We start from the raw sequence: 24222 nt of genomic DNA, 5'->3' as shown, positions 1-24222 counted from the left end.
GGTAAACTACCATGACGACGAATTTTTTGTATCAACTTAATCAGCATTTTCCCCATAGTTACGCGATTACCCTAAGCGCTGCCAAGTTTGAATTGGGGCTATTGAGCCAAATCAGCCAAACCCTTGCAAGCCTTCATTCTGCCATTCGCCTCTTACATCAAGACACCTTAGTCAATGAGCTTGATTGGCAAGCCAATGACACACTCGCCCAAGCTGAGCAAACCAGCCCTGTGACGACGATTCGCTGGATTGTGACACTTGAATCAGATACCGATATCCAAGACTTACCGCACCGTGTCAAACAAATCGCCGCCAACAACCTCTATCACGTAGATATCAATGTCATGCCCCTTGCAACATTGGTGCGCCCGCATAAATTGGCGTTGTTTGATATGGATTCGACGTTGATTGAGCAAGAAGTGATTGTGGAATTGGCAAAAAAAGCCGGGATTGGTGAGCAAGTCGATACGATCACCGAATCTGCCATGCGCGGCGAAATTGATTTTGCCGAAAGCTTTACTCGCCGTGTGGCTTTGCTTAAAGGGTTATCAAGTGAGGTGCTCGAAGATATTATTGCCAATCACATTACCTTTAGCCCAGGGGCAAAACGCTTGATTAGCGCACTGAAAAATCATGGTTACTATGTGGTATTGGTCTCAGGCGGCTTTAACTATTTTGCCGAATACGTGAAAAACAGCTTAGGCATGGACGAGAGTTATGCCAATGACCTAGATATCGTCGATAATTTAGTGACAGGTGAAATCACCTCAGCGATTGTAGATGGCAAGCGTAAAGCCGAAATTCTGCAAGCCGTGGCACAGCGCCTAGGCATTAAGCTGTCAGAGACTGTTGCTGTCGGCGATGGCGCTAATGACTTGCCAATGCTAGGGCTAGCTGATATCGGTATTGCCTATCGTGCCAAACCGATTGTGCGCGCCCAAGCAGATTATGCGGTAACAGTCGCAGGACTCGATGGTGTGATGACTGTTTTGGGATTGAGCGATTCATGTTAGCGGTTAGTTTTAAAGATTATTTTTAACAATGAATTTTAAAGATTATAAAAAAGCCACCCAGATTATCGAGTGGCTTTTTTGTTTTTTTGGATAAAAAAGCTAAATTGGCAATTTCGCCACGACTTTATCGACGATGACTTGTAATTTTTGCCTCACTATCGGTGATAAAATGACAATACCGCCTAGCACACCCATGAGACAGCCGAGCACGGTATCCCAAAACCGCGTGACGATAATCTCACTGATTGCGGTAGGCTGCACCGCGCTGTACTCTGCCAAAAAGATGGTCAGTGGGGTAATAAAAATAACCGCCACCCCATAATGGCGTACCACAAAAGTTTCAATACAAAACATCATGCCAAAAATGCCTAGCGCCACACCCATATCGCTCAAATGCACCGATAGCAATAGCCAAGCTAGCAGCATACCAATCGCCGTACCCACAATCCGATGTATCTGCTTGCCCCACATGCTTTGAAAATTCATCCCTTGCATGATGACATAGCAGCTCATCGGCACCCAATATGGTTTGGGCATCTCTAGCCACAGCGCGAGCAGCAATGATAAAGCGATAAACGCCGATACAATGAGCGTATCACCCAAAATCTCCCGCACGGGCATCGATGTGTTTACCGGTAAGACAGGCTTGTTATAAATCAGCAGTAACGCATAAAAACATGCCACCATCCCCGCAAACAACGTGCCCAATACCACCACGCCAATCAGCTGTGGGATTTGTGACACGGGTGCAGGCATAAACAGCGCAATCGCTGAAGCCATGATGATAAACAGCCCAGCAGGCGGTGGTAACTTATAATAACGGCTAAACAGCGTACACCAAAAGGTCACAAAAAACATCAAGGGAATCGTCAGAATGGGCACGTTGTGGGCGACCAAGCCAACGGCAAAACACGCGACCATCCCAAAACTACACGCCAATACCGTGGTCATGCGAGACAATAACGACCCAGTATAGGGTAAGTTTAAAATCACCATCGCACCGAGTGACGCGAGTAGCCCCATGCGCAAATCACTCAGATACGCGCCTATCATCACTGGAAAACTAATCGCAAATGCCACAAACAACGGCATATGCCAAGGTCTAGGATTGCGATTGAATTGGGTCAAGGTGGTGAGCGGGTGCTTGATATATTGATGAGTGATAGGGTTGTCCAAATGAAAGACTCTTTTGTTAATCATACTGAGGGATAAAAATTTAAACTTAAACTTAAATAACCTGCTAAAAATACAAAACTGGAGCAAGCCCCAGTTTTAGATGTTTATCTATTTTACATTTCATCCAAATTTAATTGGACTTAATTAGATTCGCTGTAGCGATTAGCTAGCTTGATGAATGAATCCGATTTATCGACCTGACTCATCAACCAAAGACACGCCAATACGCTGGGCAACTTCTTCATAACCTTCGACCACATCACCTAGGCTTTGACGGAAACGGTCTTTATCCAGTTTTTTCTTGGTTTGTTTGTCCCAGACGCGGCAACCATCGGGTGAGAACTCATCGCCCAGTACGATACGGTCTTTGAATACCCCAAATTCTAGTTTGAAATCCACCAACATCAAACCACCGTCATCAAACACTTTTGATAACACGTCATTGACTTTAAAGGTTAAGGCTTTCATTTCATCCAGTTGAGCTTGCGTTGCCCAGCCGAGTGATACCGCTAATGAATCATTTACCATTGGGTCGCCCAGACCGTCATCTTTATAGAATAATTCAAAGGTAGGTGGTGTCAACGCTTGACCTTCTTGCAATCCTAAGCGACGTACTAGGCTACCTGCCGCATAGTTACGTACCACACACTCGACGGGAATCATTGTTAGGCGTTTGACCAGCACTTCTTCATCCGATAATTGCTGTTCAAAATGGGTTTCGATGCCTGCTTCGCTGAGTTTTTGCATGATAAAGGCATTAAAGCGGTTATTGACTTTGCCTTTACGCGCTAACTGTTCGATACGCTCGCCGTTGAAAGCAGAGGTATCATCACGAAATTCTAAAATCAGATAATCTGGATTGTCAGTTTCGAAGACTGATTTTGCTTTGCCTTTATAAAGTAAATCGAGTTTTTGCATGGTAATTCCCAAATGGCTGTTTAAGATTGGCTAAGGTTGGCTCAGAGTAGCTAATTTATGACAGTTGCATTGATTGGCTGATACGCGGTTAGCAACACAAGCTGCCAACTATCATAGATGCTATCAGCCACTCTTTATTTTACGGTACTAATTGGACGCGGTAGCTCAAAACGCTTACTGCCTTCTTTTGTGATTTTTAACGTATTTTCACCCGATTGCGGCACTGCATAAACTGGCGTAAAAGGTAGCGTTTGTGCATCTGCCGGTAATTGGATGGGTTCAAGTTTTTTGGTCTTTGTATAGTCCAAAGAATTGTCGCCAACTTTACGTTTAAAAGTAGTACAGCCTGTCATAGCAATGCTAGCAGAGGCAATAATCGCTAGGGCTAGCTGGGCGTTGAATCGATTGCGGTTGGTGCTGCGTGTTTTTTTCATAGTAAACCTGCTTTGGCAAGTGCTTCATCCATCACTTGTTGGTGTTCTGGGGTAAGCCAAGTTAATGGTAAACGGATACCTTGCTCAATATGACCCATTTTGTGTAACGCATATTTTGCAGGAATTGGACTTGACTCGATAAATAAATCTTGGTGTAAATGGGCTATTTTTTGGTTTAATGCTTCGGCTTGTTCAAACTCACCTTTGAGTGCCAAGCCAAAAATTTGGCTCATGATTTTTGGTGCGACATTGGCGGTCACTGAGATATTGCCTTTTGCCCCATGACGCATCAGTGCTAACGCGCTTTCATCATCCCCTGACAATACAATCATGCGACCTTTTACTGCTTCAATCAGTTTGGCACCACGCGCCACGTCACCCGTCGCATCTTTAATCGCGATGATATTTTCGATGTCCGCTAAGCGCTCGACAGTGGCTTGCTGCATATCAACAACAGTGCGCCCGGGTACGTTGTACAGCACTTGGGGAATGTCCACGGCTTCAGCAATGGCTTTATAGTGTAAGTATAGCCCTTCTTGGGTCGGTTTGTTGTAGTAGGGGACAACCAACAGCACGGCATCAGCGCCCGCCTGTTTGGCGTGCTGGGTCAGCTCAATGGCTTCAACTGTATTGTTAGCGCCGGTACCCGCGATGACGGGAATACGACCACCCACTTGCTTCATGGTAAATTCAATGACATCCACATGCTCTTGCATGGATAAGGTTGCGGATTCACCCGTCGTACCAACCGACACCAGTACGTCCGTACCTTGCTCGATTTGCCAATCAATGAGATTTGCCAATGATTGCCAATCGACGTCACCATTGCTATGCATAGGTGTAATCAACGCGACCATAGAGCCTTGTAGTTTATCTAAAATGGGGGTCATAACAATACCTTGGACAAAACCTTAAGTAGAATATGTAACAGCTGCGACAATTTTTTGAAAATTTTTGTCTAGTGTAGCATACATTTGGGGCGAAGTTTAAGCGCTTTGATAGCAAACGCAAGTTTCTCCACCGCTGTAGCAAATCAGGTTATAGACCCCACTCAACCAGATAATAAGGCAGCAGCTGGTTTATAGTCGCTGGCTTACAGTGGCGAATGGTATGGGTTAAGCATCAACCGTTTGAACCTGGATAGTTAGCACATCAATGGTGGGCGGGCAGTTAAACCGAAACGGCAACCCTGTCATGCCAATCCCAGTATTCACCCATACTTGGTAGCGTTTGCTGGGTTTGTTAGCCGCATTGAGTGCTTTGGGATGATAGTCGGATTGTTTGGGTATATCGGGTTGACGTAACCCTGCCGCCAGTTTATTACCTGTCAATGCTCTCACCATCAGCGGTGTCAGTATAGGTATATTGACCTGCCCACCATGGGTTTGCCCCGCAATCACCAAAGTATCGTTGTTGGCGTCACTTAACGTTCGCGGATTGGCTTCTAACTGCTTGATATCATGGGTGGCAATCACTAATGGCTGCCCCGCGCCGCGCTGCTGTTCAATCACGCGCGGTAAATCCATTGTACTGCCATTATGAATGCCTATGATTTTTATCCCGGCAATGCGCAAGCCTTGCTCAGGCAATAATTGAATACCGAAGGTTGGCAAAATATTCATTAACTGCATATTGCTAGCAGGTTCGCTATTTTGTGCATCATCGACAACCTGCTGGGTATCGGCATCGCTAAGGACGGTATAGCAAGGCTTGTTCAGCGTTTTAAATGGGCTTAGATGGGCATCCAAAGTTGTCGCTTGATATAACCAATCACCCAAAATCAGCACCGCATCAACATCTAAGCGGTTAAGGCATTTCACCAAACGCGCTAACTGATGGGGGTTAGAAAATATACCAATGTGGATATCACTCAGCACCGCAATTTTTGCAGCTTGTCGTTTGATAGATTGTGATAATGGCGCAGCCAGTGAAATATCGGTCGCAGGTTGATAGGTCGCAGATACGGTCAAATTGATTGAAAAATGCGAAACGCGCAGCCGATTGGGCTCAACCCAGCTCATATAGATATACAACAAGGATAACGCGATAAGCAGCCAGTAAATAATTTGGTTGTCATACAGCAGTTGCACGTTTGCCCACACCAACAACCAAACAAACCAATAGCGCGCGTAGAAACTGACCAGTTGCAGCAGGATTTGCAGATTATCTGTTCGCGCTTTGAGTTGCACGGTTTTTAGGCACGACCATAGGATTACCAAAACGGCAATGAGCGCTCCAAGATGACCTAGCCAACTGCCAATCATGCTACCACCCATATCAAGCGTTACCTAAATTTACTGAATAATCAATAATTTGCATGACAAATACGTATAAAAAAAGCGCCCATTATAAATGGCAATGATGAATATGACAATTTAAACTATCATCATATCGCAAAAAATGGATTAACAGCTAGGCGAGTTTTTTGTATTAAATTGCTTTAAAAAACGCCTGACTTTGCATTTTCCCCCATTGTCTGTCAGCGACGGCAAAACAAAGACGAGCGCGTTTGCATACGTCGTACCCTGTTTAGCCTTAACCATGGGCTATTTAGATGGGCTAGCTACTTAAAAAACAAACCATAGAAAAAATCCGCCATCATTTATAAAAGCTGATATGATAGCTTATTTTCCCATGGCTTTTTAACCATAGCCTTTTAACCATAGCTTTTAAAATAGCCTTTTAAACACAGCCTTTTAAATGTAGCACGGTGACCCAATTTGCTCAGCGCTTGCTTAGATTTTTTGGCTCTTTAACTCATTAATTTGAAGGACGTCAGCGTTATGACAGCAAGCGTTAATGTGTCAAACTCCCCTATCAAAGAAACTCTCCAGCCGCAAGCACAGGCTAACCATCGCCACGCGTTTGATGTGGTAATTGTTGGCAGTGGCGGTGCAGGTTTATCGTTAGCTTTATCCTTGCCAAGCCATCTATCGATTGCGGTTTTGGCAAAAGACAAGCTCACCGAAGCCAGCACTTTTTATGCCCAAGGCGGCGTGGCAGCAGTACTATCGGATGATGACTCGGTTGATGAGCATGTCGATGATACCTTGATTGCAGGGGCAGGTCTTTGCCATGAAGATGCGGTACGTTTTACGGTAGAGCATAGCCGAGAAGCGGTGGAGTTTTTGCTCAAACAAGGTGTCAAGTTTACCTTGGATGAGAACGAAACCTTGCACCTGACCCGTGAAGGTGGTCATACCAAACGTCGTATCATCCATGCGGCAGATGCCACTGGGGTGGCCATTTCTACCACGTTAGTCAAACGTGTCAAACAATGTCCGAATGTCAAACTGTTTGAGTATGTCGCTGCCATTGATGTCATCACCACCAACAAACTTAGCAAACACAACTACAGTCCGATTAGCGAGCCCAATCGTGCCGTGGGGCTGTACGCCCTTGATTTGGCCACCAATCAAGTCATTACCTTTACCGCGCCCTTTATCGCCTTAGCATGCGGCGGGGCATCAAAAGCGTATTTGTATACATCTAACCCAGATATTGCCACGGGCGATGGTATCGCGATGGCATGGCGCGCAGGTTGCCGCGTTGCGAATTTGGAATTTAATCAGTTCCATCCTACTTGTCTATATCATCCAGAAGCGCGTTCGTTTTTAATCACCGAAGCCATGCGCGGTGAAGGTGCCTACCTGCGCCTGCCAGCAACCAAAGAACATCCAGAAGGTGAGCGCTTTATGCTTCGCTTCGATGAACGGGGTGAGCTGGCACCGCGTGACATCGTGGCTCGCACCATCGATTTTGAGATGAAGCGTTTGGGAATACGTCATGTTTGGTTAGATATTACTCATAGAGACCCAGCGTTTATTAAAGGTCATTTCCCTATGTTATATGAGCGGCTACTAGAGCTGGGCATTGACATGACCCAAGATAAAATCCCCGTGGTACCCGCCGCTCACTACACCTGTGGTGGGGTGATGGTCAATGAAAACGCCCAAACCGATGTGTTCAATCTATATGCCATGGGCGAAACGTCATTTACGGGTCTGCATGGCGCCAATCGCATGGCGAGCAACTCGCTATTAGAATGTTTTGTGTATGGGATGACTGCAGCGCGCCATATTGCCGCCGCATTTGCAGAAAATCGCGTCCCCCCCATTCCTGCTATTCCTGATTGGGACAGCCAACATGTAACCGACCCTGACGAAGAAGTCATCCTACTACAAAACTGGGATGAATTGCGCCAAAGCATGTGGCACTACGTTGGTATTGTGCGCTCAGACAAACGCCTACATCGCGCACTCAACCGCATTTTGTTGTTAAAACAAGAAGTAAATGATTACTACGCCAACTTTGTGGTCAGCAAAAATCTGATTGAATTGCGTAATTTGCTGCTAGTCTCTGAGCTCATTGTGCGCTCGGCGCTACGTCGCCACGAATCGCGCGGACTGCATTACAACAAAGACTTTCCGCAAACTTTGCCAGTCGCGGCAGACGTGATTTTAACCCCATCTATGCCATAGTTTGGGTTAAATAAAAAAGGGAATGTTTATCATCCCCTTTTTTCAAAATAATTGTAAAAGCTTTATAACACTAAATAACGACATTAAATACCCAGCTGCGTTAGCACTTTTGCCAACACTTCATCAGGTGTACCCTGCGCATCAATGCGTTTGACGCGCTGTGGTTCTTGCTGTGCTTGATAAGCAAACCCTTGATGCACCCGCTCAAAAAACGCTAGCTGATTTTGCTCAAAGCGGTCTAGTTTGCCGCGATTTTTGGCACGGCTCATCCCTTCTGTCACCGGTAAATCTAGCCAAATGGTCATATCTGGCATTTTTGCCACAAACTGCCTAATCAGTAATTCAATTTTGCTAAGTTCTGCCCTATCGCCCTGTTTGCGCCCAAACCCTTGATAGGCAATGGTGGAATCGGTAAAGCGGTCGCACAGCACCCATTTACCCTGAGCGAGCGCTGGTAAAATCACTTGCGCCACATGATCGGCACGTGCCGCAAACATCAATAAGAGTTCACTGTCCTCTGTCATGGTGGTTGCAGGGTCAAGTAACATGGCGCGTAACTGCTCAGCAAACGGACTGCCGCCCGGTTCACGGGTCTGGATAAAGTCGATGCCTTGCGCGGTCAAATGCGCTGCGACATTGGCAATCAAGGTGGACTTACCCACCCCTTCGGTACCTTCAAATGAGATAAATTTTTCGCTAATGGGGGCTTTCGCAGCTGTTTGCATGGGTATCGTTTTTTACTGACCTGATTGGCTGTTTTGGCTGGCGCGTTTTTCACGCATCACCCGCAGATAATCTTGCACCGCTTGGTTATGGTCTTCTAAATTACTGGTAAATTTATGACCGCCATTGCCCGTTGCCACAAAATATAGCGAATCGGTTTGATTTGGGTGGAGTGCCGCTTTAATGGATGCAATACTTGGCAAGGCAATCGGTGTCGGTGGTAAGCCGTCAATTTGGTAGGTGTTATAAGCGGTTTTTTCTTCAAGGTCAGATTTGCGAATATTGCCATCGTAACGATCGCCCATGCCATAAATCACGGTGGGGTCGGTTTGTAGGCGCATATTATTCTTCAGACGATTGACGAACACGCCTGCCACTTCACCCCGCTCACTTTCGACACTGGTTTCTTTTTCAATAATGGATGCCATAATTAGCGCTTCATACGGTGTGTTGTACGGGAGATTGGCTTGGCGATTGTTCCAATTTTCCATCAACGCCGTGTGTTGACGGGTAAATAAATCCGTTAGCACTTTTTTATCGCTGCTGCCTTCATTAAAATAATAGGTGTCCGGTGAGAACCAACCTTCAAGGTTGTCATTTGGATGATAGTCAGCAGGGATATTGAGCCCAAGTTTGTCAACGTCAACTTTGCTACCATGGATAACTTCGTTTTTAATCCCTTTATTGTCCATCAAATGTTGATACAACTCTTTAGCTGTTTTGCCTTCAATGATTTGCACTTTAATAAAAGCGACTTTCTCACCTTGTTGTAGCATGGCTAAATAATTGGCAAAACTTGGATTTTCAGGCAGTTGATAGACCCCTGAATGAAGCGGTTTATCCACCGTCATTTTGATATATAGTTTGGCAAGTGGCGCGACGAACAGCTTTTTCTTTTTATCCCAGTCGTCTACCAGCGCATAGTAGGTTTGACCTTTATTGATAGTCACCATCTGCTTTGGTTGGGTGATAGTGCCATATAAGGTGTTATACCACGCAAATAACAACCAGCCTAGCACCAATACAATAAACCCCACTAGCCCCAGTAGACGGTATTTATTTTTTTTGTTTCTACCGGTGATGTTGTCATTGAATTCTCGCGTTGAACGATTAATCAGACAAGCATCGTTAATATTGACGTTTTTGCTATGAGGGTCTTCGTCATCCTTATCCTTGATATCCTTATCTTTGCTATGATTGTCCTGCAATTGAGAATCTGGAATATCCACTGCGTGAGGTGCGTCACTGTGCTGAGTAGGATGATGCTCAGAACCTTCTGAGTTATTAGACATATTATTATTAGATTGGTCGTTCATAGAGAAAGCTTATATTGACTCAATTAGCGAGAATTTAACAATTAATGACAAAAATAGCAATTTTTTTTGGTTACCAGCAACACGATTTAAGTTAATTTTTGCGTATAGATTGGGGCCAAATCAAGCGCTGTTGACTGCCCATTGGGTAGCATCAATGCTTGAATGGGCAAAATTCCGCGTACCGCATTGCAAAAGAACAAGCTTGTGATATTGGCTAACTCCTCGCTGGTTAAATATCGCTCTTCATGCGCCCTATTGTACTTGGCAAACTTAGCCAATAACACCTGCCGCATCACCCCTTTTACCCCTGAGCGGTTGATGGGCGGTGTGTACCACACGTTTTCATAATTAAGCTGATAAAACACATTGCAAAAGGTACCTTCTACCCAATGCCCCATCACATCTTGTACCAGCCCATCAATCATTTGCGCATGTTGGGTTTGGTGCTGCCACAGCTCGTGACTTGCCATCACTTTATCTTGAGCGTTTAGTAGCTTAAGTCCTACCAAGGGTTTGGGTAGACACGCAATTTGCTGCGTAAGACAAATCGCGGTAGCGGCAGGTTGGATGATGACTTGATTGGCTTGCTGTGCTAATGGCTTATCGGTGGGCATAAGCTTAATAAAAGCGTCAAATTGACAGTTGCAAAATCCATAGCCTTTGATAGGTTGGTTTTTTCGGCAAACTATCAGCTTGAGCATACCGTGATTGAGGGTTTTAGCAAAATTGGCTAATTGGCTATTAAAGTATGCGCGGATAGTATGATTGGGGGATTCTAAATTGGCGGCATCTAAATTGAAGGCGTCTAAATTGGAGGCGTCTAAACTGGCTGCGTCTAAGTCAGCGTTGGTTAAATTGAGTTGTAACGCCTGGGCACTCTCGTCGATTCTATCTAAGTGGTAACTCAGCCAATTGATTTGTCCTGCCACCACCGCCATGGTGGTAAAGAAACCATCGCCATACGCTATGACCCGTGAATCAATATCGATACAGGTGATTGGCTTGGCATACTGAGCATCAGATAATGAATACCACATGGTCATTTGGCTACTTGATTAAATTGATAGTTAACTGTGTTACAGTGAAAGCCGCATCAATTAGCCGCTTTTTTTAGCGGTTTTGGGGGTGACAGTGGGTTTTCTGACCACCAAATCACAATGATAATTGTCACAGCGTGCTAATTCTACCAAAATTCCGTGGTAGCTCGCATTTTTAATCGGCTGTCCTTGTACCATATGGGTAACAATGTCTGAGCCATCTTGCCCAAACCAATTTTGGGTCAGATGAAACGCTGTTTTGGCATGCTGGATACTGATGTTTTTAACGCTGGCATTGTCATAGGCACTGGCATAATACCACTGTAACTCGATATACATAGGCGAATCAAGTAAATCAAAATACGGCTCACCGATTTTGGCAAAACTATATTTACTTGCCACATTGCTTCGGTAGTCCAAACTTTGCTTATCAATGGTAATGGGTTGACCTAATAATAACGTCATGGCTTCGGTATCGTGGATACTGACTTTGTTTGCCAACGTTTGTTGCTGCCATTCATTGATTGGATAGACCACAGGTGTTGGCTGCGAGGTAGGGTTGATAGACGGATTGGCGGCTGTGGTCGATGCGGTAGTGCTAGCGGTCACACTGGCATTGCGTTGTGAGGCGATTTGCTTGACCTTATCACAGCCAGTTAAGGTGATTGCTAAGATAACCCACCCCCAGCCAAGATTTTTTAGCCAAGTGGGTTTATTTTGGGTAACGCTTTTTTGGGTAATGCCTTTTTGGGTAGCGCTTATCGGATGTTCTGAGCGGTTTTGACGCGGTAAAAAAAGCGGTTTGCGGGCAATTAGCTTCATTGTGTTTTGTAAACGTATATTGTATAACGGGTTGGTGTGAATAGCGCATTGTAACAAGGCATTGATAGCGGTTAACAGTACGCTTTTGTTGTTATTTTTAGCCGAATCGATGAATTGCTACGCTTTACATCCACCCAATCATAACCTAGCCAATCAAAACCTAGCCAATCAAAACCCAGCATTGATGTCGCAGCCATAGTTATTGTAAAGTGGTGGCAATTGGTAATTTTACTCATCGTATTATAGGTTTTCCCATGTCATCAATTCCTGATTCAAACGTCCGTTATCATTGCATGGTAATCGGCAATCCGATTGCCCATAGCAAATCGCCTGATTTGCACCAAGCCTTTGCCAAACAAACTGGCATCACCTTGTCTTACCAACGCCAATATTGTCCCAACGATGTCGACAGCTTTACCGCTGTCATCGAAGCATTTTTTGCAGGCGGTGGCACAGGGGCAAATGTGACCGTACCTTTTAAAGAGATGGCATTTGCGCTGTGCCAGCAGCGCGGTGAGCTATCTGAATACGCGCGCTTGGCGGGTGCAGTCAATACCCTTGCCATCAAAGCGGGCAAACTGTATGGCGACAATACCGATGGTCGCGGTTTGGTGGCAGATTTATTGTCGCAAGGCGTCAGGTTAAAAGACGCAAACGTTGCTATTTTAGGGGCAGGTGGGGCGACTCGTGGCGCGATTTTGCCGTTGCTAGATGCGCAAGTAAAATCGCTACATATTGCCAATCGCACAGTAGAAAAAGCAGAGAATTTAACCCGATTATTTGATACCGATAAGCTCACCTTTTCAAATTTGACGGATTTACCCAATGATATTGAGGTGATTATTAATGCAACGTCGATAGGTCTAAGCGGTGACACCTTGCCGTTCGCTAAGGATATGACGGTCGATTTTGCCTATGACATGATGTATGGCAAACCATCCGCGTTTTTGGACTTTTTTAAAGCGAAACATGCCAAAACCTCGGATGGCTTGGGAATGCTGGTCAATCAAGGGGCATTAAGTTTTGCGCTTTGGACGGGTAAACAAGTCGATTTGACGAATTTTCAGTTTTAGCTTTCTCATAAAAAAGCACTACGCACTCGCCTACGCTTTAGATAAAATAGACAAAACCAAAATTTGCCCAAGAGAGCGCAGGAAAACCCAATAAAAAAAGCCAGTTTGTCACTAGCTTTTTTTAGTCATACTAATTTAGCGATTCGCATTTCCTAATTGCGATAAAATATCACTGATTTCTTTGTTGGCCTGGCTCTCAGTTTGGGTATCGCCATTTGGCGTCAAACTATCAAATAACTGTGGCAAAAGCTCCGCCATACTTTGACGGACTTCACTTTGGTCGACACCAGTTTGTGACGCAACTTGCGCCAACTCATCATTATCAAATAGCTGATTGATATCATTAGCATCCAGCGGTTGGTTTGATTGATGCGCACTCATCCAAGAATTGGCTTGATGCCCAAATCCCATATTTTGGATTTTATTAAAAGCCCCTGATAGACCCCCATTACGCTGAATAAACATCAACGCGATTGGCAACAAAGCCGCCATTAACATACCCTTACCCCCAAAACCACTTTGGTTTTGTGGAAATTGGTTCATACCCACGTTATTGCCCATACCACTACCTAGACCGCCGCCCATGCCTCCCCCTAGCACGCTACCCAGCACTTGTCCTAGCACGCCACCTTGGGACATGCCTTGATTTTGGTTCATCGCCATACCGATGATATCATCCAACCCGAAACCGTTTGACTGCATTTGTGGCTGCTGCACCCCGCCGCCTAAAACATTACCAAAAATATTCCCTAGACCGCCCATATCCGCTTGGCTTTGACCGCCCATTCTGCTTTGGCCCATTTTGCTTTGAATGGCACTTTGCGCTACTTGTGTTACTAGACTTGTTAATAGACCCATGGTCATTCCCTTTTATCTTTTTCAATGATTGTTGTATATCACCAATAATACCGCGCTGACGCATGCCAATTGCGCTTAATTTCAAACTAAAATGCGCAGTCGCCTCAACACTTGGTTGATTTAATTGTAGCAATATTGACTATAACTTATACACCATTTTTGTTATCGCCCTACTGTGTTCGCTAGCACCTTAAATTGCCGCCAGGTATCGCTATCCACTTGATCTTGCCAAATGGTTACGCTGATTTTAGCTGGCACTGATTCTATCAACCCAAACGTTAAAATCATTAGGCACCCCATATCAGCGATGCCCAGCAAATTTGCCTGCCAAACCGCTTGCTTACCCTGTTTAGGTACTTTGACAACCCCACGTACCCACTGGATTTGCCAAGTTAAAAAATCAAAGTTGTCATAAGGTAAGGTTTGATTGTTACTTTGCGGTTTGGCGTGTAACGATGAAATAGCCAATAAGTGACAACTAGAGACTTGCCCGAACCAAAGACTGGCTATAGCGACCATACCTAGTAAAAGTTTATAGGTAAGCGCCAAAGGTACGAGTGCCAAAATGCCAACAACCACCCATAAACAAGCTCCCCAAAGCAGTTTTTTATCCACACTGGGTTTGAGCGTGGCATCAATATCAATAAATGCGGTGTTATGACGCGACAAGTAGCGCTCGTTCATCTAAATCAATTAAGAAGAAGCTTTTAATGATTTGAGCTTGGCTATCAAATCAGCAAATTCTGGCTTGGTCGGATGATTGTGTAAAAACCAATCCAGCAAATCAGGATCTTCTTCTTTCACCAATTCTGCAAAAATTTGCTGCTCTCGTGAGTCGGCTTTTAGATAGTGCGCTCTCACATACGGGTCAAAATAATAATCGAGTTCTTTTAGACCGCGTCTGGCACGATAGATGACTTTGCGCTGCTCTAATGTAGGTTCTGGCTGATTGTCACTCATGATAAATCCTTGTCGTTGCGCGTTAAATTCATGTATTTTTTTACCTGTTATTAAGCTTTTGCCTGTTGCGTCGCTTGCCACATCGCAAGCCCTGCTTTAGTCGCTGCTACATTATGGGTGCGCAAGATACACGCCCCTTGCTGCACAGCAAATAGCCCTGCAACCATACTAGCAACATCTCTATCGGTAGGGTCATGGGGTAGATTGGCTGACTTGAGGACTTCCCCAACAAAGCGTTTACGGGATAATGCCACCATGACAGGTAAGTTAAACGTATGCAACCGATAAAATTCATTCAGCCATGCCAGATTTTGCTGGGCGTTTTTGGCAAAGCCAAACCCTGGGTCAATGATAAGATTGTCACGTCTGACCCCACCCTCCATAACCTCATCAATGCGCTGCTGTAACTCGCTAATAACATCGGTATATAAATCTTGATAATTATCTAGCTGATTCATGGTCGTTGGCTCACCGCGCATGTGCATGAGCATGACAGGGATATCGAGTTTGGCAGCGGTAGCAATGGCATCGGGGCGCGTCAAGGCTCGTACATCATTCCAAATTTTGGCGCCGACTTGACTGGCGAGTGTCATCACGGTCGGGCTACTGGTATCGACCGACACCCACACTTGCTCACCAAAGTTATGATTAATCGCTTCAACCACTTTGATGACGCGGTCAACTTCTTCTTGCTCACTCACAGGGCTGGCATTTGGGCGAGTAGATTCACCACCCACATCGATAATCGTCGCCCCGTCTTTGATCATCTGCTCGGTATGACGCAAGCCTTGGTCGATATGATTATATCGACCACCATCAGAAAATGAGTCTGGGGTGACATTTAAGATGCCCATGATACGGGGATAAGATAAATCGAGCGTTTGATTATGATAATGAATGGCAAAGTTGGGAATGGGCTGTAACTGCATGATGTCCGCAATGATGGCTAAAATTTTTTACTATTTTAAGTGAAAAACAAAAAAACCGCTATCAAGTTGGTAGCGGTTTTTGCCTAGCCTATATCATGGATAATTTACATTGCAGGTAACGGAGGCGGCGTCAAGCCCGACCCACTTGACGGTGGATTAGCTGGTTTATCAAAATTTACTCTAACAGGCTCTTGATAAACTTTAGGCTCGCGTGGTGGAATACCTGCCATAATGTCTTGCAATTGGTCACGGTCAATAGTTTCCCATTTCATTAACGCATCGACCATGGCATGCATTTTATCCGCATTACCTTCAATTAATGCACGTGCGATATCATACTGCGCTTCTAGGATACGACGAACTTCATCATCTACTTTTTGCTGAGTCGCTTCTGAGATAGTGCGAGATGAGGCACCAAAGTAACCTTGGTTTTCATCTTCTTCATACACCATCACACCCATGGCATCTGACATACCGTACTTAGTAACCATGGCACGTGCCATTTTGGTAGCACGTTCAAAGTCATTTGACGCACCAGTCGATTGCTGATTGATAAAGACTTCTTCAGCGATACGACCACCAAATAAAATCGCAATGTCATTTAGCATTTTTGATTTGTAAACACTGGTCTGATCATGCTCTGGCAATTGCCAAGTGACACCCAATGCCCAGCCACGAGGCATAATAGTCACCTTATGCACAGGGTCAGTACCCGGTAGCATTTCAGCTACTAAGGCATGCCCTGCTTCATGATAAGCCGTTGCACGGCGCTCTTCTTCACGAAGTACCATCGATTTACGTTCTGGACCCATATAAAGCTTGTCTTTGGCTTCTTCAAAGTCATTCATATCGACTGACGCTTTGTTGTTACGTGCAGCAAATAGCGCTGCCTCGTTCACCAAATTCGCTAATTGCGCACCACTAAAACCTGGGGTGCCACGTGCCAATGAACGAATATCGACGCCAATTGTTGAGGGCAATTTTTTCATGTGTACACGAAGAATTTGCTCACGGCCTTTGATATCAGGCAACCCGACTTGCACTTGACGATCGAAACGACCTGGGCGCAACAATGCTTTATCGAGTACATCGACGCGGTTGGTTGCAGCAATCACGATCACCCCATCATTGCCTTCAAAACCATCCATCTCAACCAATAACTGGTTTAAAGTTTGTTCACGTTCGTCATGACCACCGCCCATGCCTGCGCCACGATGACGACCGACAGCATCAATCTCGTCAATAAAGATGATACAAGGGGCATTTTTCTTGGCTTGTTCAAACATATCACGCACACGGCTTGCACCGACACCCACAAACATCTCAACAAAGTCAGAACCTGAAATTGAGAAAAATGGTACTTTGGCTTCCCCTGCAATCGCTTTGGCAAGCAAAGTTTTACCAGTACCAGGCGGACCTACCATCAACACACCACGTGGAATAGTCGCACCAAGTTTGGTAAATTTTTCTGGGTCACGTAAAAAGTCGACAATTTCTGTCACTTCTTGCTTGGCTTCATCACACCCTGCCACATCCGCAAATGTCACTTTAATTTGGTCTTCTGATAACATTTTGGCTTTAGATTTACCAAAACTCATCGGACCCATGCCGCGACCACCACCGGCACCACCACCGCTCATGTTACGCATGATGAACAAGAACAAACCAATGATCAATAGCACTGGGAAACTTGCAATCAGTAATTGCATCATTACGCCTTGACGTTCAGGGGTGGCGCCTTGAACTTCAACATTATGCTTGATAAGCTTTGGCATTAGCTCAGTGTCAGTGACCGCAGGACGCACTGTCTCAAAGGTTGAGCCGTTTTTCTTTTCGCCAGAAATTTGCTCACCATCAATTTTGACACTTTTGACCTGGTCAGTTGCCACTGCAGTGACAAATTGGGAGTAATTGAGCTTATCAGGTTCATTGCGGGTATCAAAATTGCTAAAGACTAGCACTAATACCCCTATCACAACTAACCACAATAAGGTATTTTTTACCATGTCGCTCACGTTGTTTTTCATCCTTCGCGTTAGGGGGTTGATTAAAAAGTGGGGTTAAATCAAAATGTTTACCAAAGATAGATAGATTTTTCACCAAAAATAGACGTTATATTAATCTTTCAATATAGCATGATATATGGATTTACCTTAACATTATCAAGCGAATTCTCTGTTATTTTCTAGTAAAAACATATTACCAATTTTTATCCAGTTAACTTCATGGATAGACTAAAGCAAATTACCTTATTTGGTGGCAATCCAATACATTTCTTTTGAGCGCGCGCGTGACGCTGCAGGCTTGATACTGCGCACTTTACTAAAACGCTGCTGCATATTTTTTCGTAAAGCATCAGAGCCTTCGCCTTGGAATACCTTAATCACTAAGGTGCCACCTTCAGGGAGCACTTGCTCGGCAAAGTCCATGGCAAGCTCACACAAATAAATCATTCGTGGCTGATCGACTGCAGAAAACCCTGAGGTATTAGGCGCCATATCAGATAGCACCACTTCCACTTTTTTATCGGCGACTTCTGCCATGATGTTGTCAAACACTGCTTGCTCACGAAAATCACCTTGGATAAAGGTCACATTCTCTAGCGTATCCATCGGCAAGATGTCTGAGGCAATGAGCTTGCCATTGTCACCGACTAGTTTGCCAGCAACTTGCGACCAGCTGCCTGGAGCAGAACCCAAATCGACCACCGTCATGCCTTTTTTGATCAGCTGCAGTTTTTCGTTGATTTCTAGCAATTTGTAAGCTGCTCTTGCCCGATAGCCATCGCGCTGGGCGAGTTTGACATAGTGGTCGTCAATGTGCTCTTTCATCCACGCACGGCTACTTTTGGACAATTTTTTGTTGGTAATACGCGTTGCCATAATTCTCTACAAACTACCCTTTATATATAGTTTAAAAATTCTTCACTTGGGATTTGGCTAAAAAACCCAAAGCCATCCTAGAATGACCATTGGTAAATTTTGACAATCTCAAGGGTTAAGGCTGTTATTTTAGCATATTTCACCCAGTTAGCTTGTGTTAACTCATGGATTGGCTATTGATTTTTTTTAATCCAGTGATTTTTGTAGATTGATAAGTCATGGCAGCGTTTTGCCTATGTGTTTTTGCCTATGTATTGCCCATAATTTATTAGGCAAAATGATTAATATGGTATAATGCTAGCTAATTTTTTTATAGGTCAATTGACAGTTATGGCAAATTCAAGCTTATCAAATGCGGATATCAAACATTTAAAAGGCATCGGTCACCAGCTGAACCCGGTGGTAATGATTGGGGGTCAAGGCGTTACCCCAACCGTTATTGAAGAAATTGGGCGCGCACTGACCGATCATGAGCTGATTAAAGTAAAAATCCCAGCCGGTAGCAAAGCAGATCGTGACGCTGTGGCAAATGCGATTGCTGAAGCCACTGATGCGATTTTGGTCACCAGTATCGGTCGTATGGTGTTATTACTACGTCGCAATCCAGACGCCAATCCTAAGTTATCAAACTTGGCACGTTTTGGCTAAGGCTACAATGGATACGTTACAGGGTGTGACATTCGCACTGACGAGCGCGGCTGAACCACTCACCGTATCGGCAACACTGGACTACCGGCTCTCAGTACAGGTGGTCGCTGATAGTAAATTTTTAACTATCTTATTTGATGCTGCCCATCCCAAGATTGATGATAGTCAAACCGCTCTACAAGCTGGTCTATGGGCAAATTTTCCGACATTTAGCCCATTGGTACTTGAACGTGTGATGCGCCAAGATTATTTATGGCAAGCAGATTGTTTTGAGTGTTTTATTGCCAAAGATAGCCAAGCGGATAGCCCTTATCTTGAGGTCAATTTGGCGACCAATGGTGAGTTTAATCTTTATTATTTTGACAGCTATCGGACACCGAATGCATTACCCCCTCGGCGCGTGCCTATCACAGCGCTGACTTATGGTGAGGATATCAATTTTTTTAGCCAGGCGGTTACACAAGATACTGAGCTTGCGCTTGTTTTTTGGTGTTCTGCAAGTCCAGTGCTCCTCACCCATGTACGAGCGGTACAGCAGCAATATGCGTTTAGTACTGGTACTTTTCGTGTCGGTATGACATTTGCCAAATCAGCCTTGGACAAGTTAGTGGGTGCAAATGGTAATTATGCGCTAAATCCAACGCGTGTGATTCAGCGACCGCCAGACAGTGGATTAGCAAATAGCTTAGCTCCAACCGTCGATGAAATGAGTTATTGGGCCATACAGCATGCACACCCAGCGGACTTTCATAATAAGGCACACTGGATAAACATCTAAATTATGATGGTTTTAAACCGTTTTAAACCATAGCACAGCGAAAAATAAAAAACTGGCTTTAAGCCAGTTTTTTTATATACCGAGATAGTGTCACGATTAACGCGCTGGCGCCATTGCCAAGTAAGTTTGTGGATTGATGGCTTGACCATTTTGGCGCACTTCATAATGTAAGTGGGCGCCTGTTGAACGACCCGTGTTGCCTACTGCCGCGATTTGCTGGTTTGCATACACCGTATCGCCAACGTTAACATAGTTTGCAGAGGTATGTGTGTAACGCGTGACAGTACCGTTGCCATGATCTACTTCAACATAACGACCATACCCTGTACCCCAACCTGAGAAAGTCACCACACCATTACCGGTGGCATAAATAGGGGTGCCAATGGGAGCAGCAAAGTCCATCCCTTTATGAAACTTTGATTTACCAGTGACCGGGTGGATACGATAGCCAAAACCTGAACTCATACGCGCAGATGAAGCAATCGGACGTACGGTCAACATACCATTACCCGCATAGCTGCCCATTGCAGGCATGTTGATAATGGTGGTTGGCTGAGTCGATAGCTTTTGTGCTAAACTTGCAAGGCGGTCTTCTTTTTGCTGGGTTTGCTGGCTTAGGTTTTTGATAGCGGCATTGACGGCGTCTGAAGGCAGATAATAATCTTCACCATCGTCTTCACGGACAATAACTTGACTGGTTTTACCGGCATTGGTAATCGATAGAATTTGAGCTTGTGCAACACTCATTGTGGTTAAAGCAACAACTGGCAATGCGATTAGAGCTAACTTCATCTTTTATCCTTTGTTAAACCTTATGCTATTAAACCCTGTGCCAATGTCCTGTGAACGCTACTACCGCGCATTGGCAAGATTTAATTCACTATAATTTGGTCTTAAAATCACCTACACTAAGACCCAATACTAAGACTAAATCAAATTTTTTGTCGCTTAACTACCCACCACACTGCTCATTGACTATGAAAAAACCAACCAATCATCTTGCTTCTCGCACTGAGCGTCTTGCCAACTATCAATTACCGTTTCAAAAAAAGCTGCATCAATTACAGCAATTGACGGACGATGTTCGCAGTGCTTGGCAAAACGTATTGACTGAGGAAGTCTTAGCAAGCTTACAAGTAATTGCTTGTGAATCGTTTATACTTGTGGTTAGTACAAATAGTCATACCCTTGCCAATCACCTCAATTACAACCAGCAGCACCTACTGTCAACACTACAAGCGTTCGATAACAATTTTTATCAATTTAATCAGTTACGATTTCGCGTGGTGATTGTCAAACCTTTTAATGGCTCGCAAATGCCAGATTTACAGTGTAATCACAATGTTAGCAATGTAAAGAATTGTGAGCTAAGCGAATCTACGAAGCGAAATATAACACAGCTATGTGACCTTGTCACGGACAACGAGCCACTTAGAACGGCGTTACAAAAACTGATAAAAGACTAAAGCAGCCAATTTACAATGTAACTTTATGTAAATTATGTTGCTGATATCGCAAGATTTATCAATAGATTAATGGCTTATGCAAGTGAAAGTAAAGATATAGGAATAAATTTACAATCATCCTCGTAGATAAAGATATCTTTTTTTTTATTTTTACTGCGCTTATAGTAGCCAATGGCTAAAAAAAGATATCCAAAAATGAAATGTTAAAGTTGGTTGGTTAGTTTTATTTAGTGTAATAAAATGATAACTTGTTGATGAAAAAATGTTACTAACCAAACAATAGGTAAAATTTTTTGATTAATAAAAATACACAATAAAATTAATAAATTTAAATAAATCTAGTTAACATTGTCATTATTTGTTACAACTTTATAGTTATTTTCATCGCTAAATAAAGCCTGTAACAATTTATTATTGAGCGCATGACCTGATTTATAAGCGTAAAATTCACCCAAAATTTGGTGCCCGGCAAGGTATAAGTCACCAATCGCATCTAGTACTTTATGGCGTACAAATTCATCGTCAAAGCGTAACCCTTCAGGATTAAGTACGCCGCTATCATCTAAAACAATGGCGTTCTGCATACTGCCCCCCAGCCCTAAGTTATTGCTTTTTAGGTACTCAATATCTTTTAAAAAGCCGAATGTGCGCGCTTTGGCAATATGCTCGATAAAATTGCCTTCATTAAAATCCAATTTAAACTTTTGATGTGAGCCATTAAACGCAGGGTGATTAAAGTCAATTTGGAAATCTAACACAAATCCATTGTAGGGACGAAATCCTGCGACTTTATCCTCCACGCGAACCTCAATCGGTTGTAACACTTGAATATAGCGTTTGGCAGACGTTTGCTCGGCAATACCCGCTTGCTGCAATACTTGTACAAATTCGATGGCACTACCATCCATGATTGGAATCTCAGGGGCGGACACTTCGATTTGTAAATTATCAATTTGAAGCGCAGCAATTGCACTCATCAAATGCTCGACTGTCCCAATGCGCTGACCTAGCTCATTGGTGAGATTTGAGGACATCATGGTATCGGTTACCGCATGATAGATAGCGGGAATGGGCTTTGCCTGTGCCACATCACTACGTAAAAATTGAATCCCATAGTCAATGGGTGCAGGAGAAAATCGCAGGTGTACAGGGTTACCGCTATGTAAGCCGATGCCTTCAAGATTGATGGGTTGTTGAATAGTACGCTGCTGCATAATGCCCCCTAGTAGATTGCATTCATCCTTAGCCAAAGCTAGGTTGATATAATTTGTTACATTTGGCTATTCTACCATTGTCCCTTTCTACATCATAGTGATGCTTGATTGATTTTATCGACCTTTACGATTGGCTACAGTGATAAAAAAACCCCACAACGATTAAGCTGTGGGGCTTTTAAAAAATCATACAGTATCTTAGCGATTTTGCTGACGACGTAGATAATCTTGAATACTGTTGCCTGTGCGTTGTGGCTGTGATGATTGCGGTGCTGGCGCAGGCTCGATAGTTTGCTGTACAGGTGGCTGAGGTGCAGGGATGGATTGTGGTATATCACGGCGTGCCGCATACGCAGGTTCATGCGTACCTGCTTCCACTTTGTGGGTGCTAGAGGCATCTGAAACAAAATCTCTAGCTGGGTGCTTTGGGGTATTATCTAGCGTAAGACCCGTTGCCACCACGGTTACTTGGATTTCATCGCCCATGTCTTCATCAAATACCACGCCGTAGAAGATGTTGGCTTCGTCAATATCTACCAAGCTATGCACTTTTTGGGTGATGCGCTCTTGCTCTTCAAAGTTAAAGTCTGAGCTTGCCACTACGTTGACCAATAGACCTTTGGCATTTTTAAGCAATAAGTTGTCAAGTAATGGGCTTTTGATGGCTTTTTCAGCAGCGATCTCAGCGCGGTCTTCCCCACTGCCTTTCCCGATACCCATCATCGCATGACCCCGTGAGGTCATTGCCGTGCGAATATCGTTAAAATCGATGTTAATAAAACCATCTTTTGAAATCATGTTAGAGATACCTTGCACCGCTTGAAGTAAGACTTCATCGGCTTTTTTAAAGGCATCTTTCATAGAGATTTTGCCATACACTGTCATCAATTTATCGTTGGGGATAGTGATGATGGAGTCGACAAAGTTAGAAAGCTGCTCAATACCTTCTCTAGCCACTTTATTGCGTCTGCCACCTTCAAAGGTAAATGGCATGGTCACCACCGCAACGGTCAACACGCCCAGCTCTTTGGCTAGTCTGGCGATGACTGGCGCAGCGCCTGTACCTGTACCACCGCCCATACCTGCGGTAATAAATACCATGTCAGAATTTTCTAGCAATTGGCGAATTTGTTCTTCATCGCTCTCAGCTGCTTCACGACCCACTTCTGGATTGGCACCTGCCCCCAAGCCGCGGTTGTTATTTTTGATACCGAGCTGGATTTTATTGGGCGCTGACAGGCGGTCAAGCGCTTGTCTATCAGTGTTGGCACAGACAAAGGTAATGCCTTTTACACCATTTTGTACCATGGTTTCAACGGCATTGCCACCGCCACCGCCGACACCGATGACGGTTAAACGGGCTGAATCGGCAAATGTATCAGTGTGATCTTGTACAATACTAAACTTCGCTTCCATAATTGAAAATCTCCGTATACTGTCAAGTAGGCTTGAGCAGCATAAATAGCAAACATATTAAATTAAATATCAAATAAA

The 24222-nt window shown here is 44.2% G+C and carries 24 protein-coding genes; 6 read left to right on the top strand and 18 right to left on the bottom strand.

Annotated features, from left to right (window positions below; all coding sequences use genetic code 11):
• Positions 1–11 precede the first annotated feature (11 nt).
• Positions 12–1013 (top strand): phosphoserine phosphatase SerB, encoded by a 1002-nt coding sequence (gene serB / locus H9W84_RS02155; protein WP_239741488.1) that lies wholly within the window; start codon positions 12–14, stop codon positions 1011–1013.
• Between the two features lie 99 nt (positions 1014–1112).
• Here the strand turns inward: serB and H9W84_RS02150 are convergent, their stop codons facing one another.
• The 5 genes from H9W84_RS02150 to H9W84_RS02130 form a co-directional block, all read right to left on the bottom strand.
• Entirely contained in the window at positions 1113–2213 is a 1101-nt protein-coding gene (locus H9W84_RS02150; RefSeq protein ID WP_076774878.1) for an FUSC family protein, read from the bottom strand.
• 165 nt (positions 2214–2378) lie between these two features.
• Positions 2379–3107: a phosphoribosylaminoimidazolesuccinocarboxamide synthase gene (gene purC / locus H9W84_RS02145; protein WP_076774876.1), complete on the bottom strand. Its 729-nt coding sequence runs from the start codon at positions 3105–3107 to the stop codon at positions 2379–2381.
• A 134-nt stretch (positions 3108–3241) separates the two neighbouring features.
• On the bottom strand, positions 3242–3541 hold the full coding sequence (locus H9W84_RS02140) for a hypothetical protein (RefSeq protein ID WP_007116155.1): 300 nt from the start codon (positions 3539–3541) through the stop codon (positions 3242–3244).
• Positions 3538–4431 carry a 4-hydroxy-tetrahydrodipicolinate synthase gene (dapA, locus tag H9W84_RS02135; protein WP_239741487.1) on the bottom strand — a complete coding sequence of 298 codons (894 nt, stop codon included), beginning with the start codon at positions 4429–4431 and terminating at the stop codon, positions 3538–3540. The genes H9W84_RS02140 and dapA overlap by 4 nt, the downstream gene beginning before the upstream one ends.
• A 225-nt stretch (positions 4432–4656) precedes the next feature.
• Entirely contained in the window at positions 4657–5817 is a 1161-nt protein-coding gene (locus H9W84_RS02130; protein WP_099833475.1) for a metallophosphoesterase, read from the bottom strand.
• A gap of 507 nt (positions 5818–6324) precedes the next feature.
• On the opposite strand from H9W84_RS02130, the gene nadB reads away from it, so the two are divergent.
• On the top strand, positions 6325–8022 hold the full coding sequence (nadB, locus tag H9W84_RS02125) for an L-aspartate oxidase (protein WP_007116158.1): 1698 nt from the start codon (positions 6325–6327) through the stop codon (positions 8020–8022).
• Positions 8023–8105: 83 nt separating this feature from the next.
• Here nadB and tmk read toward each other — a convergent pair whose 3' ends face one another.
• The 4 genes from tmk to H9W84_RS02105 all read right to left on the bottom strand — a co-directional run bounded on the left by tmk (position 8106) and on the right by H9W84_RS02105 (position 11920).
• Positions 8106–8747: a dTMP kinase gene (gene tmk, locus H9W84_RS02120; protein ID WP_239741486.1), complete on the bottom strand. Its 642-nt coding sequence runs from the start codon at positions 8745–8747 to the stop codon at positions 8106–8108.
• 12 nt (positions 8748–8759) lie between these two features.
• Positions 8760–10061, bottom strand: coding sequence for an endolytic transglycosylase MltG (mltG, locus tag H9W84_RS02115; protein ID WP_239741485.1), 1302 nt, complete (start codon positions 10059–10061; stop codon positions 8760–8762).
• 86 nt (positions 10062–10147) lie between these two features.
• On the bottom strand, positions 10148–11098 hold the full coding sequence (locus tag H9W84_RS02110) for an aminotransferase class IV (protein WP_239741484.1): 951 nt from the start codon (positions 11096–11098) through the stop codon (positions 10148–10150).
• A 60-nt stretch (positions 11099–11158) separates the two neighbouring features.
• Positions 11159–11920 carry a hypothetical protein gene (locus tag H9W84_RS02105; RefSeq protein WP_239741483.1) on the bottom strand — a complete coding sequence of 254 codons (762 nt, stop codon included), beginning with the start codon at positions 11918–11920 and terminating at the stop codon, positions 11159–11161.
• A gap of 254 nt (positions 11921–12174) precedes the next feature.
• On the opposite strand from H9W84_RS02105, the gene aroE reads away from it, so the two are divergent.
• A complete protein-coding gene (gene aroE / locus H9W84_RS02100; protein ID WP_007116164.1) occupies positions 12175–12993 on the top strand; it encodes a shikimate dehydrogenase in 819 nt (272 codons plus the stop codon).
• A 135-nt stretch (positions 12994–13128) separates the two neighbouring features.
• On the opposite strand, the gene H9W84_RS02095 is transcribed toward aroE, so the two are convergent.
• From H9W84_RS02095 to rlmE, 6 genes are all read right to left on the bottom strand, one after another.
• Positions 13129–13851: a YidB family protein gene (locus tag H9W84_RS02095; protein WP_239741482.1), complete on the bottom strand. Its 723-nt coding sequence runs from the start codon at positions 13849–13851 to the stop codon at positions 13129–13131.
• A 162-nt stretch (positions 13852–14013) separates the two neighbouring features.
• Entirely contained in the window at positions 14014–14520 is a 507-nt protein-coding gene (locus H9W84_RS02090; protein WP_239741481.1) for a hypothetical protein, read from the bottom strand.
• A 24-nt stretch (positions 14521–14544) separates the two neighbouring features.
• Entirely contained in the window at positions 14545–14811 is a 267-nt protein-coding gene (locus H9W84_RS02085; protein WP_065253600.1) for an FAD assembly factor SdhE, read from the bottom strand.
• Between the two features lie 50 nt (positions 14812–14861).
• Positions 14862–15740, bottom strand: coding sequence for a dihydropteroate synthase (folP, locus tag H9W84_RS02080; protein ID WP_239741480.1), 879 nt, complete (start codon positions 15738–15740; stop codon positions 14862–14864).
• Positions 15741–15844: 104 nt separating this feature from the next.
• Complete coding sequence (gene ftsH, locus H9W84_RS02075; RefSeq protein WP_065262657.1) at positions 15845–17746, bottom strand: ATP-dependent zinc metalloprotease FtsH; 1902 nt, start codon at positions 17744–17746, stop codon at positions 15845–15847.
• Positions 17747–17989: 243 nt separating this feature from the next.
• Positions 17990–18622, bottom strand: a complete 633-nt coding sequence (gene rlmE, locus H9W84_RS02070; RefSeq protein ID WP_239741479.1) for a 23S rRNA (uridine(2552)-2'-O)-methyltransferase RlmE — start codon at positions 18620–18622, stop codon at positions 17990–17992.
• A 330-nt stretch (positions 18623–18952) separates the two neighbouring features.
• Between rlmE and H9W84_RS02065 the strand changes: the two genes are divergently transcribed.
• Together H9W84_RS02065 and H9W84_RS02060 are read left to right on the top strand one after the other, a co-directional pair.
• Entirely contained in the window at positions 18953–19270 is a 318-nt protein-coding gene (locus H9W84_RS02065) for a YhbY family RNA-binding protein (RefSeq protein WP_239741478.1), read from the top strand.
• 7 nt (positions 19271–19277) lie between these two features.
• Positions 19278–20048 carry a DOMON domain-containing protein gene (locus H9W84_RS02060; RefSeq protein WP_060995234.1) on the top strand — a complete coding sequence of 257 codons (771 nt, stop codon included), beginning with the start codon at positions 19278–19280 and terminating at the stop codon, positions 20046–20048.
• Positions 20049–20144: 96 nt separating this feature from the next.
• On the opposite strand, the gene H9W84_RS02055 is transcribed toward H9W84_RS02060, so the two are convergent.
• Positions 20145–20840, bottom strand: coding sequence for a M23 family metallopeptidase (locus H9W84_RS02055; protein WP_159675855.1), 696 nt, complete (start codon positions 20838–20840; stop codon positions 20145–20147).
• A gap of 185 nt (positions 20841–21025) precedes the next feature.
• Between H9W84_RS02055 and H9W84_RS02050 the strand changes: the two genes are divergently transcribed.
• Positions 21026–21514 carry a DciA family protein gene (locus tag H9W84_RS02050; protein ID WP_050325457.1) on the top strand — a complete coding sequence of 163 codons (489 nt, stop codon included), beginning with the start codon at positions 21026–21028 and terminating at the stop codon, positions 21512–21514.
• Between the two features lie 338 nt (positions 21515–21852).
• On the opposite strand, the gene lpxC is transcribed toward H9W84_RS02050, so the two are convergent.
• A complete protein-coding gene (gene lpxC / locus H9W84_RS02045) occupies positions 21853–22731 on the bottom strand; it encodes a UDP-3-O-acyl-N-acetylglucosamine deacetylase (RefSeq protein WP_239743593.1) in 879 nt (292 codons plus the stop codon).
• A gap of 195 nt (positions 22732–22926) precedes the next feature.
• Complete coding sequence (gene ftsZ / locus H9W84_RS02040; protein ID WP_201664829.1) at positions 22927–24144, bottom strand: cell division protein FtsZ; 1218 nt, start codon at positions 24142–24144, stop codon at positions 22927–22929.
• Between the last annotated feature and the right edge of the window lie 78 nt (positions 24145–24222).

This window comes from Moraxella tetraodonis (genome assembly GCF_022359095.1).
GTDB lineage: Bacteria > Pseudomonadota > Gammaproteobacteria > Pseudomonadales > Moraxellaceae > Faucicola > Faucicola tetraodonis.
This window is presented reverse-complemented; position numbering and strand designations above follow the sequence as displayed.

Excerpts from the sequence above, each read along its gene's own strand:
- H9W84_RS02060 (WP_060995234.1), top strand. The coding sequence starts at position 19,278 with ATGGATACGTTACAGGGTGTGACATTCGCACTGACGAGCGCGGCTGAA.
- aroE (WP_007116164.1), top strand. The coding sequence starts at position 12,175 with ATGTCATCAATTCCTGATTCAAACGTCCGTTATCATTGCATGGTAATC.
- nadB (WP_007116158.1), top strand. The coding sequence starts at position 6,325 with ATGACAGCAAGCGTTAATGTGTCAAACTCCCCTATCAAAGAAACTCTC.
- H9W84_RS02150 (WP_076774878.1), bottom strand. The coding sequence starts at position 2,213 with ATGATTAACAAAAGAGTCTTTCATTTGGACAACCCTATCACTCATCAA.
- H9W84_RS02055 (WP_159675855.1), bottom strand. The coding sequence starts at position 20,840 with ATGAAGTTAGCTCTAATCGCATTGCCAGTTGTTGCTTTAACCACAATG.
- H9W84_RS02110 (WP_239741484.1), bottom strand. The coding sequence starts at position 11,098 with ATGTGGTATTCATTATCTGATGCTCAGTATGCCAAGCCAATCACCTGT.
- purC (WP_076774876.1), bottom strand. The coding sequence starts at position 3,107 with ATGCAAAAACTCGATTTACTTTATAAAGGCAAAGCAAAATCAGTCTTC.
- H9W84_RS02050 (WP_050325457.1), top strand. The coding sequence starts at position 21,026 with ATGAAAAAACCAACCAATCATCTTGCTTCTCGCACTGAGCGTCTTGCC.
- H9W84_RS02105 (WP_239741483.1), bottom strand. The coding sequence starts at position 11,920 with ATGAAGCTAATTGCCCGCAAACCGCTTTTTTTACCGCGTCAAAACCGC.
- mltG (WP_239741485.1), bottom strand. The coding sequence starts at position 10,061 with ATGAACGACCAATCTAATAATAATATGTCTAATAACTCAGAAGGTTCT.
- H9W84_RS02085 (WP_065253600.1), bottom strand. The coding sequence starts at position 14,811 with ATGAGTGACAATCAGCCAGAACCTACATTAGAGCAGCGCAAAGTCATC.
- H9W84_RS02065 (WP_239741478.1), top strand. The coding sequence starts at position 18,953 with ATGGCAAATTCAAGCTTATCAAATGCGGATATCAAACATTTAAAAGGC.
- tmk (WP_239741486.1), bottom strand. The coding sequence starts at position 8,747 with ATGCAAACAGCTGCGAAAGCCCCCATTAGCGAAAAATTTATCTCATTT.
- H9W84_RS02130 (WP_099833475.1), bottom strand. The coding sequence starts at position 5,817 with ATGGGTGGTAGCATGATTGGCAGTTGGCTAGGTCATCTTGGAGCGCTC.
- serB (WP_239741488.1), top strand. The coding sequence starts at position 12 with ATGACGACGAATTTTTTGTATCAACTTAATCAGCATTTTCCCCATAGT.
- H9W84_RS02095 (WP_239741482.1), bottom strand. The coding sequence starts at position 13,851 with ATGGGTCTATTAACAAGTCTAGTAACACAAGTAGCGCAAAGTGCCATT.
- dapA (WP_239741487.1), bottom strand. The coding sequence starts at position 4,431 with ATGACCCCCATTTTAGATAAACTACAAGGCTCTATGGTCGCGTTGATT.
- ftsH (WP_065262657.1), bottom strand. The coding sequence starts at position 17,746 with ATGGTAAAAAATACCTTATTGTGGTTAGTTGTGATAGGGGTATTAGTG.
- ftsZ (WP_201664829.1), bottom strand. The coding sequence starts at position 24,144 with ATGGAAGCGAAGTTTAGTATTGTACAAGATCACACTGATACATTTGCC.
- rlmE (WP_239741479.1), bottom strand. The coding sequence starts at position 18,622 with ATGGCAACGCGTATTACCAACAAAAAATTGTCCAAAAGTAGCCGTGCG.
- H9W84_RS02140 (WP_007116155.1), bottom strand. The coding sequence starts at position 3,541 with ATGAAAAAAACACGCAGCACCAACCGCAATCGATTCAACGCCCAGCTA.
- folP (WP_239741480.1), bottom strand. The coding sequence starts at position 15,740 with ATGCAGTTACAGCCCATTCCCAACTTTGCCATTCATTATCATAATCAA.